We start from the raw sequence: 13,816 nt of genomic DNA on the forward strand, positions 1-13,816 counted from the left end.
CGATCCCTCCTAATGGCCTACTAACACCGTACCCAGGCGTACCCAGGTGGCTCCTTCCTGTATCGCCACTTCAAAATCATTCGACATTCCCATGGACAGCTCCGTAATCGGCTCAGGTGTCAAAGCAAGTTGATTAAGCTCATCGCGCAGCTCACGAAGTCCGCGAAATACAGGACGGGTAAGCTCCGGATCACCTTCTAAAGGTGCCATCGTCATAAGTCCAATTACCTTAACGCGGTCCAAACTAGCGATTTCACGTAAAAATCCAGGTACTGCCTCAGGTGACAGACCAAACTTCGTATCTTCGCCAGAGATATTCACTTGAAGAAACACATTCACTTCCTGATCAGCAGCAAGCGCCTTTTTGTGTAATTCTTGCGCCAGAGACATCCGGTCCAAAGAGTGTATATATTGAAATTTGCCAATAACGTCTTTAACCTTATTGGTTTGCAAATGCCCGATAAAATGCCATGTCCCTTTGTCCCCTAAAACCTTCCATTTGTGCTCAGCATCCTGCCAGCGACTCTCAGCAACATGCTCTAGGCCTGCCTCCAATACGGAGGATACCATTTCCAGAGAAACATATTTCGTCACTGCAATTACCTTGACGTCATTACGATCCCGGCCGCTTGCCGCGCAGGCACGTGCTACACGTTCCTCTACCTCAGCAATCCTCTCCTGCAGTGTTAAAGACAACTTTCAACTCTCCTTTATTCCGATCCAGCTCGTCATTCTGCCTGTAATACCGTTTTCTTTGCGATAAGAAAAAAACAAATCACGATTACAGCTTGTACACCATGTTGTACATTCGATATGAGTCGGCAATATTCCTGCTTTTATCATAATGCGTCGATTCATTTCTTTCAAGTTTAGCAAGTATTTACTCTGATCAGTCTCTGAGGCTCTGTAAAGCTCCACAGCATCGAAAGTTTCTATCCCCTCATTCAAGCTGCCCTCCAGCTGCCGAACATGCTCCATCACATAATCATCCACCTCATAACAGCAGTCGCCAATGGATGGACCGATCGCTGCCACAATATCATGTGGATGGCTGCCGTATACCGTTTGCAGCTTACTCACCATAGCTGCGGCAATCTGAGCCACCGTTCCTTTCCAGCCTGCATGCGCAAGACCGACGACTCTACGCACGGGATCATAAAAATAAAGGGGCACACAATCCGCATAAAAAGAAGTCAACAAAACCCCAGGCACATCCGTCAGCAGACCATCCGTAGCTTGAAATGCCGATGCTCTGTCCTGTTGTCCCCGCCCACGGTCTACTTCCCTTACTACAGCTATCTCTGCCCCATGAGTTTGTTCTCCACAGGTCCATGCTTCCGGCTTGAAATCAAGAGCTTCGGCAAGCGCTCTCCGATTGCTCAGGACATCTTCAGGAGCATCCCCAACGTGAAACGCACAATTCAGGCTGTCATAGGGCGCCTTGCTAGCCCCTCCCTGTCTACCAGTAAACCCCGCTGTAATTTCGTTATGCTCCACTCGCCAAGGCTCCAGATGGAGCAGCATAAGCATTTCTTTCCCCTGCACAAACGGTTCCATTTCCTCACCTCCGCCTTAGTGTACCACATGTAAATACCCGTACAAAGTGACGGTTAAGCCTGATCGCCTAAATTCTTAAATAAAAAAACAAAAAACGCACCTAATTAATAAGTGCGCCGTTCGCTGCGATCTCCCCGTTCCAGATACATCGTTTCACGCTCTTCCTGTCCCGGAGACATCCGCGACTCTTCAATCTTCACGAGTACTACATCGGACCCGATCTTAACTATATTCCGCCATGGAATAATCAGATCTGTCCCGCCTCCGAACAATCCCATAAACCGAGTGTATCCGGGTATAACGATGGCATCAATGACACCACGGCGCAAATCAAGCTCCAGATCACTAATCTGCCCCAGCCGCTTGCCATCTACAATGTTGATAACATCCTTCGTCTGAAAATCTGAGATTTTCATTTTTTTGGCAGACCCTTGATAATCCTCGTTCATCTCACCACCCCTGTACAATCCGACCTATAGTCCAATATATGATCCGGAAGCTTGTCAACATGCATTAAAAAGAGGAGACAACCCAAAATCCTTAACCCGGATTCTGGAATATCTCCTCATGGCTACTGCTCTAAGATTTCACGTGTTTTTGCATTTGCTGAATCGCAGATTTCTCCAGACGTGAGACCTGTGCCTGTGAAATGCCAATCTCATCTGCGACCTCCATCTGTGTTTTCCCTTCGAAAAACCGCATGGATAAAATTCGTTTCTCCCTTTGTCCTAACTTACGCATCGCTTCACGTAATGCAATTTCTTCGATCCACGACACATCCTTATTCTTATCGTCGCTAATCTGGTCCATTACATAAATAGGATCGCCGCCGTCATGATAGATCGGCTCGAATAAGGACACTGGATCCTGAATGGCATCAAGAGCAAAAACAACATCTTCCTTCGGCACACCCAGCGCTTCTGATATTTCGAATATCGTCGGTTCCCGTGAGTTCTGATTGGTCAGACTATCACGTACCTGGAGCGCCTTGTAGGCGATATCTCTGAGAGAACGTGATACCCGAATCGGGTTGTTATCACGCAGGTAACGCCGAATCTCACCGATAATCATCGGAACTGCATATGTGGAGAATTTAACGTTTTGTGATAAATCGAAATTATCGATGGCTTTCATCAGACCGATGCAACCCACCTGGAACAAATCGTCAACAAATTCTCCCCTATTATTGAACCTCTGGATAACGCTTAGAACAAGTCTAAGATTACCGTTTACCAATTTCTCTCTGGCGGATCGCTCGCCCTGCTGCTGCAGCGAAGTGAACAGTTGCCGCATTTCCACATTCGTTAGAACAGGCAGCTTAGCAGTATCCACACCGCAAATCTCGACTTTATTACGGGTCATGATGATTTACCTCCCAAGGAGAAACATTACTGTACATTATCTCCCGGGCTCGCCATTTTATTCCTTGCTAATTTCACCTTACACCATCTTGTTAAACTCCTTGCGCAGCCGCTTGATAATTCTTTTCTCCAGCCGCGAAATATAAGATTGGGAGATGCCAAGCAGATCAGCCACATCTTTTTGTGTCTTTTCTTCGCCTCCGCGCAGGCCAAATCTCAGCTCCATAATGAGTCTTTCTCGATCACTCAGCTTTTCCAGTGCCTTTTGCAGCAGCTTGCGATCAACCTGTTCTTCTATGTTCCGATAAATGGTATCATTTTCCGTTCCTAATACGTCAGAAAGCAATAATTCATTGCCATCCCAATCAATATTAAGCGGCTCATCAAAAGAAACCTCACTCCGTGTCTTGCTGTTCCGCCGCAGATACATCAAGATTTCATTCTCTATGCAGCGGGATGCATAAGTAGCCAGTTTTATTTTTTTCTCAGGATCAAAAGTGTTCACAGCCTTAATTAAGCCAATAGCGCCAATCGAAACCAGATCCTCGATATTGATGCCGGTATTCTCAAATTTACGAGCGATATATACTACCAAGCGAAGATTGCGCTCAATCAACATCGCACGAACAGCTGCATCGCCGCTAGACAGCCGCTGAAGCAGATATTCTTCTTCTTCCCGTGTCAGCGGTGGAGGAAGTGCCTCACTCCCGCCAATATAATAGATTTCCTGACTCTTCAGCCCTAGTAGAAACAGCATGCGGTAATATTGCAGCTGCAGAGCAATTTTCCATTTGACCATTATTTGTTCCTCCTCCAAGAAGTGCACGGTTCGCGTGTGAAGCTTTCAAATCCCGCTTTCAGCCATCAGAAGTTTGGTTCAGCTAGCTTTAAAGATTAGGAAGGCAGTGCTGCAACAGTAGCGCTCTCTTTTTGAGTCAAATCAGGATGTATTACAGCCCGATAGGCTCCATCCCCCGACAATGTCCCACCATCCAGCCCAATCAAGACTCTTTTACAATAAAAGATATCTTCACCAAGCTTTATCGTCACCTGATCAGGCTTCAGTGCGAGCATAAATGATGCCCCCCGGTTAACTCCCCTGTAAGGCACCAGTCGCATCCTGTCCTGCCAAGCAAACGACTGCCCGTCCGTTTCTAGTAAAAGTTTGTCCGCTCCGTCCTGAGTGAGTCTACCTTTCCATGTTTCAGGCAGATGTCCCTCCCAGAGCGAAGATTCCATAACCATCACCGGTATGCGGGTCAAAGGATCACAAAGCCGGTTACCTGTGTCTAGCAGGCCGGGACAGGAAACAGTCACTCCATCAATTTCTACTACCACCTCACCGATATAGGTTTCAAGCTGCTCCCTTCTGATTCGTGAGGAGTGCACTGCCTTGAAGCAGATTAACACCAGGGGAAATACTGCAATTACAAACCAAAAGCCAATCTTTAGGCGGTAAGCATGCCCTCCTGAAGCAGTGAACATAATACCATTCCAAATATCACCGGAGCTCTGCAGCAAATAGTGAATACCTACAATCCCACCAGCTGCTGCGAAATTGATAATATAAAAAGCTCCCATAGTGCGAAGGTAGCTTTGCAGACTCCCAAAACCAAAGGCAATCCATAGCATAACCACCGACAAGCCAAACTTAATGAGGAAGGTATACATGAAAGACAACTCCGGCACAAACATCATCACCACATACAGCGCACCAACCAGAGCTGAGAGGACTAAGCGCCACCATGATATCCTCAGCTTGACCATCCAGCCTGTCAGCCACAAAAGAATTCCGTCGATCACTAGATTGGCGGCGAATATCAAGTCAATATAAACAACCAGTGCATTCACCTGCTTACTATGGCGGAATCTATCCTGTAGCCAAAATGGATCAGGCTCTGTTTTTTTGGACGATATGATTAGTATAAAAAGTCTCGCATTCAAAGTCTGTCTAAACTTGGGGGGCATTCTTAAGGTTTTTTTGTCGAGTTATAGCGCGGGAGGGTTTTATTCCTACTGAACAGCATTTCACATAAAAAAAAGCACCGCATTGCCCTAGCTCTATTAGCTGGGGAATACGGTGCTTCATATCTCTTAATAAAAATATTTAATTAGTCATTGTTGCCACGATTACGGTTACGCAGGAACGTCGGAATATCTAACTGATCTGACGTGTTCTGATTCCCGAACGGACGCAGATTAGCAGCGTTCTTATCCGGTGCTGCCGCTGGCTCGTTATTCGTCGAGACCGGACGGCGTCCTGGAGCTTCAGGCGATGGTTTATGTTCAAAGCCAGTAGCAATTACTGTTACTTTGATATCATCCTTCAGGCCTTCATCAATTATCGCACCAAAGATCATATTCACTTCAGGATCAGAGGCGGATGTAACAATCTCAGCCGCTTCATTGACTTCGTATAGAGAGAGGTTAGATCCTCCCGTAATGTTCATGATTACGCCGCGGGCGCCTTCAATAGACGTTTCCAAGAGTGGGCTCATGATGGCTTTACGTGCTGCTTCAGACGCACGGTTCTCACCATTTGCAATACCAATACCCATAAGCGCTGAACCGCGCTCTGTCATGATCGTCTTTACATCCGCAAAGTCAAGGTTAATCAGACCAGGAACCTTAATTAGGTCAGAGATACCTTGAACAGCCTGCCGGAGAACATTATCTGCTTCACGGAAAGCTTCCAACATCGGTGTTTTCTTATCAACAATTTCAAGCAAACGGTCATTTGGAATGACGATTAGTGTGTCGACTTTTTCTTTCAAAGCTTCGATTCCAAGCATTGCCTGGTTATAACGTTTTCTTCCTTCAAATGTGAACGGGCGAGTCACTACACCCACAGTCAGGGCTCCACACTCTCTAGCAATTTCAGCTATAACTGGCGCCGCACCTGTACCTGTACCGCCACCCATTCCTGCAGTAACAAATACCATATCTGCACCTTTAAGGGTATTCGAAATCAGATCACGGGATTCCTCCGCTGCTTTCTTACCGACTTCAGGGTTGGCGCCTGCACCCAAACCGCGGGTCAGCTTGTCCCCAATCTGCAGCTTGTGCTCCGATTTGGCCATATGCAACGCTTGGGCGTCTGTATTAACCGTAATAAATTCTACACCCTGAACGCCGTTTTCAATCATCCGGTTGACAGCATTACTACCTCCGCCGCCCACGCCGATGACTTTTATTTGCGCCAAGCTCTCCATTTCAAAATCAAATTCTAACATATTGTTCCATCTCCCCCTCAATGTGCTTGGATGGCCGGTCCAAGTATATCTGGACTTACACTTATATAAACTCGCTAAACATATTTTTTAGACGCTCCACAAATCCGGGCTTCTGAACAGTTTCCTGACTCGGAGTGGCGTTCTGCTTGCTCCGGTTGACCGTCTTTTTGTTGCTGCTTCCACCACTGTTTCTTCCACGGAAACTACGGACAACATTATGCAGAATACCGACACCGCCGGTAAACCCAGGGTCCCGTACACCGATATAATCCGGCACGGCGATGCGTACAGATGCAGCCAGCTCAGTCTGAGCAGCCTTCAATACACCCGGCATCGAGACAGTCCCACCTGTTAGTATATAACCTCCAGGCAGTTCACTGTAACCAAGCCGTTTAACTTCTTGACGAATCAGGTGGAATATTTCTTGCACCCTTGGCTCGATAATGGCCGCCAGATCCTCTTGGTTAAATTCCTTCTCCACGTTACTGCCAATGCGCAATACCTTGAAGACAACGTCTGAGGCTGCATCGTCAATCCAAGCACAACCATATTTAAGTTTTACCTTCTCCGCTTGATCAGTAAGTGTCCGAAGTCCGTAGGCAATATCATTGGTTACGAATTCTCCTCCGATCGGAATCGTGGAGGTTGCACTAAGAGAACCCTCTTCGTATATGGCTATTGTTGTTGAGCCCGCACCGATATCAACCAGAACAGATCCCATCGATTTCTCGTCCTTGGACAGCGCCAATCCACCAGCTCCAAGAGACATCAGCACAAGATCCTTTACCTTCAGCCCTGATTTCTCAACACAGCGTAGTAGATTATGTATTGGCGTCTTAGCACCCGTAATGATTGTTGCCTCAACTTCCAGACGAACACCAATCATTCCGCGCGGGTCTTGAATTCCTTCAAGACCATCGACGATAAATTGTTTGGGAACAACATCAATCACTTCACGCTCCGGAGGCATAGCAATGACTTCCGCAGCTTTAATTACGCGATCGATATCATCATCGCCGATTTCACGATCCTCATTCTGAACGGCCACAACACCGTGGCTGGATTGCAGGCCAATATGATTACCGGAAATGCCTACATAAACCTCTGATATTTGAATACCCACCATCTGCTCTGCATGATCTATAGCACTTTTGATCGATTGCACAGTTTGGTCGATATCTACAATCGCGCCTTTACGTATTCCTTCCGAATCGGCAGATCCAACGCCAATAATATTAAAGGTTCCATTGGTAACTTCCCCAATTATTGCCCGAACTTTGGATGTACCGATGTCCAAACTAACAATGATGTCATTGTTGCTCAAGTCCTATGGCACCTCCTGTTATAATCATAATTAATTGCATTACCTTATCCCGGTCCCGGGAAACTTCTCTGTACATATTCAACATACCTAATCCTTTCCCTCTTTTTTCTACAAATTTTTTGAACGGAATAATATTCCAACATCCCCAAATGTGAATAGTTACTCATATGTTATTGTAAAAATAGCAATTATCACAAGAAATATCGGCCTAATTGGTCATTTCAACCAAATATAGTACTATATCTCAAAAAAATCGAAGAAAAAAGAGGGATATAGCTTATTGCCCGTAACTCCGATTGTAGCATTTTTTTAACTCTATTAGTAGGGACTATTTACCTCCACACTACTCTTGCGCAACATCTTCTTCATCGCTTACAACCTGAAAGGGAACATATGAATCGGCTTCTAGCATTTTAATCAGTCCAGGCTGTTCAGTCTCTATAATCTGATTCAAATAGGACACCTTGCTCTTTAGCAAAGAGATGGCTGTAATCACCTCAAAACGGGATCTAGTATAGAGCTTGATCCGGTCTGGAAAAGACAAGGTCGGTGAGGGAACAATCTCAGAGATATCACTTGTCAATTCATTAGGAATGCTTGCTAATGCTTGACAAAGCTTAGCCTTATTCGGATCTTCCGGGTCCCAGTTCGTTAATATAGGTTTCTCAACAGCAATTCCAGTCTCATTAACAGGCACTGCAGCTCCACTGGACAGAATCGCCTTTAAGAGGCCTCCCTGTTCCAGTTCATAGGCTACCGCTGGAAATTCCTCAATCTTCACTGTGATCACCCCGGGGAAATCCTTCTGCACGCTGACGTCTTTAATCGTCTTAAGCTTCAGCAGAGATTCTTCCACATCTTTCGTTGATACAGCAAAGAATTGCCCACCTATTTTAATTCCACTTTGTGAGAGTAGCTCTTCACTAGTAGAATACTTACTACCTTGAAAATCTATCACTGTAATATGGCTAATAGACGATCTAAAAAAAATCACAGCAAGAAGCGCAGTGAACAGCAGCAGCAGGATCGCCGTAATCTTACGGCTCATTTTTTTCTTAGGCTTGTCCTCTTTAAGAAGAGGTAATCGGGTTGTAGTCATTCTCATATTCTCCGTAATAAGGCCCTGTCTCCTTCTCTGGGAGATCTGGAAGGAGACAGGGAGCTTTAATTGGCCAAATCAAGTGGATCCGTTACAGGCACCTTACGGCTTATACGCGCGCCAAGCTTCTGAAACAGCTTCTCTATTCCATCATAACCACGGTCAATGTGATGCGCTTGCTCAACGACCGTAGTCCCTTGTGCAGCAAGCCCGGCAATGACCAGAGCTGCACCCGCCCGCAAATCAGTAGCTTCCACAGTAGCACCATACAATCTCTGAACGCCGCGAATAAACGCACGATTCAAATCGATAGAAATGTCAGCACCCATCCGGGCCATTTCTTCCACATGTTTGAACCGTCCCTCAAACACCGTCTCCTTGATCACACTAAAACCATCAGCGAGCGACAGCAGCACCATGACCTGAGATTGCAGATCCGTCGGGAAAGAAGGATAAGGAGAGGTTACAATTCTCTCAACCGCACGCGGACGCCCCATGCAGCTGACATTAATTATATCATTGCATACTGTGATTTGAACACCAGCCCGCTTAAGCACATGAATAAGCGAAGTCAGATGCCCGGCGTTCGTATGTGTCAAGGTCACATTCCCACGTGTAGCTGCCGCAGCAATCATTACAGTTCCAGCCACTATCCGGTCTGGGATTACCTCGTACGTACAGGGATATAAGTTTTTGACACCCTGGATCGTAATGGTATCCGTGCCTGCACCGATAATCTGAGCACCCATACTATTCAAAAATTGCTGTAGATCCTGTATTTCCGGCTCTCTTGCTGCTCCCGATATCGTCGTTGTCCCCTCTGCCTTGGCGGCAGCCATCATAATATTCTCCGTGGCTCCAACACTTGGATAGTCGAGATGAATATCACTCCCTACAAGCTTTGAGCCCCGACAGGATATTCGTCCGTTGCTTTCCTCGATCTCCGCCCCCAGTGCTTTAAGACCCTGCAAATGAAGATCGATTTTACGCTCCCCGATCGCACAGCCACCAGGCTGATAGATCGTTACCTCACCAAATCTGGATAACAGCGGTCCCATTAAAAAAATGGAAGATCTCATCTGCCGCATCAAATCCTCAGGTACATGAGATGTCCCCACGGCTGACGTATCTATCGTCACCGTATCCTCTTGATGCACGCACCTGCAGCCCAGCCGATCCAAGATGTCTAGCATAGTCTCGATGTCCAGCAGCTTCGGCACATTATGCAGTGAGTGAACTCCTTCGGCCAGCAGGCTTGCCGCTAGAATCGGCAGCGCCGCATTTTTTGCTCCATGGATACGAATGGTGCCTGACAGGGGACTTCCACCCTCAATCACCAATTTGTCCAATGTATCACCTCCGAGATTACCGCTCACCCACCACAAACACTTCCGATACAAGGTCATATGAAATGTACAAGATTATCCTGCACTACCTTTCAGGTTAGGAAGTGTCCTGGGTGATTGTCACGATTATAGGATTATCCTATGTTCGTTCCTCCAAGTGTGTGACAGAGAGCTGCCAATAAGGAAAAACCTCTCAAAGGTTAATGGCTTAAGACTGTTTACCGGCTAGTCTTCGGAGTTCGTTAGTGACAATGGCAGCAGAATCCCTTTTGCCCAGTCGTTTGGAAGCCTCGGACATTTTTTGGCGTACAGCTTCAGTTCCAATGATTGCTTGCACAGCTTCATAAAGCGCCTTACCATTCAAATCCTTCTCAAGCAGCACCACAGCGGCCCCTTCGCGTTCCAGCTGTCTTGCATTCGCCTCTTGGTGATTGTTCGTCACATTAGGAGAAGGGATAAGTACAGAAGGAATACCCAGCGCTGTAATCTCAGCGAGAAAGGATGCCCCCGCCCGATTTACGATTAAGGAGGTACAAGCCAAGACCTCCGGCATATTGTGAACATAAGGTAGGACATGCAGCCAGTTCGGTGTGCTACCCAGCTTCTGACGCAATTCAGCACGGGTATCCTCAAAATAAGGCTCACCTGTAACGTAAACATAATGAACACCATTACCCTTACCCACAAATGGGGCCATTTCAATCATGGCTTTATTAATTGCCTTAGCCCCTTGACTGCCGCCAACAACCAAAACAACCGTGCTGTTATCCGGAATGCCCAGCGAGGCAAACCCCCGTTGTGGACTAGCCGTAGTAACCGTCGTTGCCCGAGGATTACCTGTGTAGATTACGTGCTTGCTCCCCGGAAAAGCAGATTCTGTCCCTTCAAAGCTTACGGCCACTGTACTCGCGTAACGACTTAGAAAACGATTTGTTAAACCAGGGATAGCATTTTGCTCATGGATCAAGGTTGGGATGCCCAGCCGGGATGCAGCGTAAACGACTGGACCACATACATAACCGCCTGTACCAATTACAACATCAGGCTTAAACTCTCTTAACATTTCTTTGGAAGCCTTAACGCCCTTTAAAAAACGCATCACCGTCTTGACGTTGTCCATGGACAGCTTGCGCCGAAAGCCAGTGATGTCGATAGATTTGAAAGGGATATTCTCTTGGGGAACAAGCTTGCTCTCTAAGCCACGCGTTCCACCAATATACAGGAAGGTAGATTCACTATCTTCTGATTCCAGTTGTCTAGCAACAGCGACTGCGGGATAGATATGACCACCCGTGCCTCCGCCGCTTAATACGATACGCATGTCTTTCACCTCGCATAACGGGATAAGTTCAATAGAATGCCCAGGGAGGTTAACATCAGTGTAAGTGAAGAACCTCCATAGCTAATCAGAGGAAGTGTGATGCCTGTTACAGGCATTAGACCGATGACCACACCAATATTAATAATGACTTGCACAGCCACCATACAGACGATGCCAACGGCCAAATAGCTTCCAAAACGGTCAGGCAGACTCATCGCCACCTTCATTCCGCGCCAGATTAGAATAAGAAACAAGATCAACACAGCCAAACCACCGATAAACCCCAGTTCCTCGGCCAATATAGAAAAAATAAAATCGGTCTGCGGCTCAGGTACATAACTGTACTTCTGCCGGCTCATTCCAAGTCCGAGACCCCCGAGCCCTCCAGGCCCAATCGCGTATAGCGACTGAATAATCTGGTAGCCTGCACCGAGGGGATCGGACCAAGGATCAAGAAAAGCGGTGATCCGCTGCAACCGGTAAGGTGCTGCGGCAACCAAAGCAACAAACCCAGCCACCCCAGCTACTCCTAGTGAGAGTAGATGTTTCATTCTTGCCCCAGCTGTAAAGACCATCATTAAGGCTGCGCCAAACATAACGGTACCTGTGCCCAGATCCGGCTGGAGCATAATCAGTGCAAAAGCTGATCCGATAAGCGCTAACGGGGGAAGTAAGCCACGAGTGAAGGAGGTGATATCATACTCTTCTTTTCCCAGCCAATTCGCCAGAAATAGAATCATCCCCATCTTCATGAACTCGGAGGGCTGAATCCCGAAGGAGCTGATTCCGAGCCAGCTGCGCGCTCCCCCGCGAACTACACCAATGCCGGGAATAAGCACCATAACGAGCAGGATAAAGCAGACAATCAGTGCCGGCTTAGCCAGCTTTTTTAACACTTTGTAGTCTGTATTCGCTGTAACAAACATTGCAACAAGTCCCAGTCCTGCAAACAAAAGCTGCCTCTTTACAAAGTAAAACGAATCTCCATAATTGCGGAAGCCTAAAACAGATCCGGCGCTGTATACCATCACCATGCCGATCACCAGCAGAGAAAGAATGGGAATCAGCAACCAAATATCGGGAGCATGACGAGTTTTGTTCATCAGGAGCACACCTCTTGCATCCGTAGTAGGGGCTTATCCACCCCCCTACTTAAAGGTTATGCACCGCCTCTTTAAAAATACACCCGCGCTCTTCATAGGATGTAAACATATCCCAACTAGCACATGCAGGAGACAGGAGAACGATATCTCCTTCTTCCGCCAGAGCGGAAGCTTCCCGCACAGCTGCTTGCAGCACGGCGGCGGCGCTCTCCCCATTATCGACGGAGATAATCTGCTTTAATCCTGCCAGCTGTGCTACATTTATTAGCTTGACCTTGGTTTGTCCTAACGCCACCAAAGCTTTGACGCGTCCGCTCAGGACAGGCAGCAGCTCCATATAATCGGAGCCACGGTCTAATCCGCCAGCGATCAATACCACCGGCCGCTGAAACGATGTCAAAGCCGTAATTGTCGCTTTGGAGTTCGTTGCTTTGGAATTGTTATAATAAGCGGCTCCAGCCTTATCAGCTACATACTCCAGGCGGTGCTCCACACCGCGAAAAGAAGAAAGCACTTTGCTTAATAGAGAGGGGTCCGCTCCAGCGGCAATAGCAATTCCACAGGCAGCCAGCGCATTCCCCACATTAAAGCGACCCGGAAGGGCGATGGAATCCACATCCGCGATTATCGTTTCCTTGTCCGCAGATTCGCGATAGATAATGTGGCGCTTCAGCTCATCATCTTGCCCCGTAATGTAGGACGGGCTAACAAATACTCCATGAGGCAGCTCCTCAAACAAGGAGAATGGAAGAATCGAAGCCTTCATATAGGGTACAAGTTCCCGGCAGACAGGATCATCCCAGTTCAGCACTGCTGTATCCGTAGCTAATTGATTAGCGAACAGCTTGGTTTTGGAATCCACATAATCTTTCATGCTTCCATGATAATCCAGATGGGTCTCTGCAATATTCAGCAGACAGCCTATCTTAGGGCGGAAGGTCTCCGTACCTTTAAGTTGAAAGCTGCTAAGCTCAACTACCATCCAGTTATCCTCGGTAGCCTCTTGTGCAGCCTGACAGAGAGGCGTACCAATGTTGCCCGCAATTATAGGGTTCATTCCCGCAGCTTCCAGCATATGGCCTACCCAGGTCGTCGTTGTCGTCTTACCATTGGAACCCGTGATCCCGATCATCGGCGCTGCACAAAGTCGATATGCCACCTCTACCTCTGTGACCACTTCAATTCCAAGCTCAATTGCCTTTTGTACAGGGGGCGCAGAATAAGGAATGCCTGGATTCTTGATTACCAGACTTACACCTTCATGAATAAGACCTTCCGGATGCCCACCGCATATAACACAAATTCCCAAAGATTCCAATTCGGAAGCTTCGGGACTTTGATCTCTTTCCTTTTTATCATTCACCGTAACTACAGCGCCGCGTTCATGCAGCACTTTAGCCACCTGGACACCGCTTTTAGCAAGCCCAAGAACCACAACTTCTTCACCACGATACTTATCTGGATGTTTCATT

13 protein-coding genes are annotated in these 13,816 nt (G+C 47.2%); all 13 read right to left on the reverse strand.

Annotated elements, in window-relative coordinates; all coding sequences use genetic code 11:
- Positions 1-9: 9 nt before the first annotated feature.
- Positions 10-696, reverse strand: coding sequence for a YggS family pyridoxal phosphate-dependent enzyme (locus tag MHI32_RS23185; protein ID WP_036683622.1), 687 nt, complete (start codon positions 694-696; stop codon positions 10-12).
- A gap of 3 nt (positions 697-699) precedes the next feature.
- A complete protein-coding gene (pgeF, locus tag MHI32_RS23190) occupies positions 700-1,557 on the reverse strand; it encodes a peptidoglycan editing factor PgeF (protein ID WP_036683625.1) in 858 nt (285 codons plus the stop codon).
- A gap of 104 nt (positions 1,558-1,661) precedes the next feature.
- On the reverse strand, positions 1,662-2,006 hold the full coding sequence (locus MHI32_RS23195) for a YlmC/YmxH family sporulation protein (protein ID WP_036683628.1): 345 nt from the start codon (positions 2,004-2,006) through the stop codon (positions 1,662-1,664).
- Positions 2,007-2,136: 130 nt separating this feature from the next.
- Positions 2,137-2,919: an RNA polymerase sporulation sigma factor SigG gene (sigG, locus tag MHI32_RS23200; protein ID WP_036683631.1), complete on the reverse strand. Its 783-nt coding sequence runs from the start codon at positions 2,917-2,919 to the stop codon at positions 2,137-2,139.
- A 78-nt stretch (positions 2,920-2,997) separates the two neighbouring features.
- A complete protein-coding gene (gene sigE, locus MHI32_RS23205) occupies positions 2,998-3,720 on the reverse strand; it encodes an RNA polymerase sporulation sigma factor SigE (RefSeq protein ID WP_036683937.1) in 723 nt (240 codons plus the stop codon).
- A 92-nt stretch (positions 3,721-3,812) separates the two neighbouring features.
- On the reverse strand, positions 3,813-4,760 hold the full coding sequence (gene spoIIGA, locus MHI32_RS23210; protein ID WP_076129086.1) for a sigma-E processing peptidase SpoIIGA: 948 nt from the start codon (positions 4,758-4,760) through the stop codon (positions 3,813-3,815).
- A 269-nt stretch (positions 4,761-5,029) separates the two neighbouring features.
- Positions 5,030-6,151, reverse strand: a complete 1,122-nt coding sequence (ftsZ, locus tag MHI32_RS23215; protein ID WP_076129065.1) for a cell division protein FtsZ — start codon at positions 6,149-6,151, stop codon at positions 5,030-5,032.
- Positions 6,152-6,212: 61 nt separating this feature from the next.
- Positions 6,213-7,475, reverse strand: a complete 1,263-nt coding sequence (gene ftsA / locus MHI32_RS23220; RefSeq protein WP_076136520.1) for a cell division protein FtsA — start codon at positions 7,473-7,475, stop codon at positions 6,213-6,215.
- A gap of 343 nt (positions 7,476-7,818) precedes the next feature.
- A complete protein-coding gene (locus tag MHI32_RS23225) occupies positions 7,819-8,574 on the reverse strand; it encodes an FtsQ-type POTRA domain-containing protein (protein ID WP_076192056.1) in 756 nt (251 codons plus the stop codon).
- A 65-nt stretch (positions 8,575-8,639) separates the two neighbouring features.
- A complete protein-coding gene (gene murA, locus MHI32_RS23230) occupies positions 8,640-9,923 on the reverse strand; it encodes a UDP-N-acetylglucosamine 1-carboxyvinyltransferase (RefSeq protein ID WP_036683642.1) in 1,284 nt (427 codons plus the stop codon).
- 205 nt (positions 9,924-10,128) lie between these two features.
- Entirely contained in the window at positions 10,129-11,241 is a 1,113-nt protein-coding gene (gene murG, locus MHI32_RS23235; RefSeq protein ID WP_076136524.1) for an undecaprenyldiphospho-muramoylpentapeptide beta-N-acetylglucosaminyltransferase, read from the reverse strand.
- Positions 11,242-11,246: 5 nt separating this feature from the next.
- On the reverse strand, positions 11,247-12,344 hold the full coding sequence (gene spoVE, locus MHI32_RS23240) for a stage V sporulation protein E (RefSeq protein WP_036683647.1): 1,098 nt from the start codon (positions 12,342-12,344) through the stop codon (positions 11,247-11,249).
- Between the two features lie 49 nt (positions 12,345-12,393).
- The gene (gene murD, locus MHI32_RS23245) at positions 12,394-13,815 is read right to left on the reverse strand and encodes a UDP-N-acetylmuramoyl-L-alanine--D-glutamate ligase (RefSeq protein ID WP_339244509.1); all 1,422 of its coding nucleotides are present in this window, start codon (positions 13,813-13,815) and stop codon (positions 12,394-12,396) included.
- Position 13,816: the final 1 nt, after the last annotated feature.

The organism is Paenibacillus sp. FSL H7-0690 (assembly GCF_037980415.1).
Classification (GTDB): domain Bacteria; phylum Bacillota; class Bacilli; order Paenibacillales; family Paenibacillaceae; genus Paenibacillus_AQ; species Paenibacillus_AQ odorifer.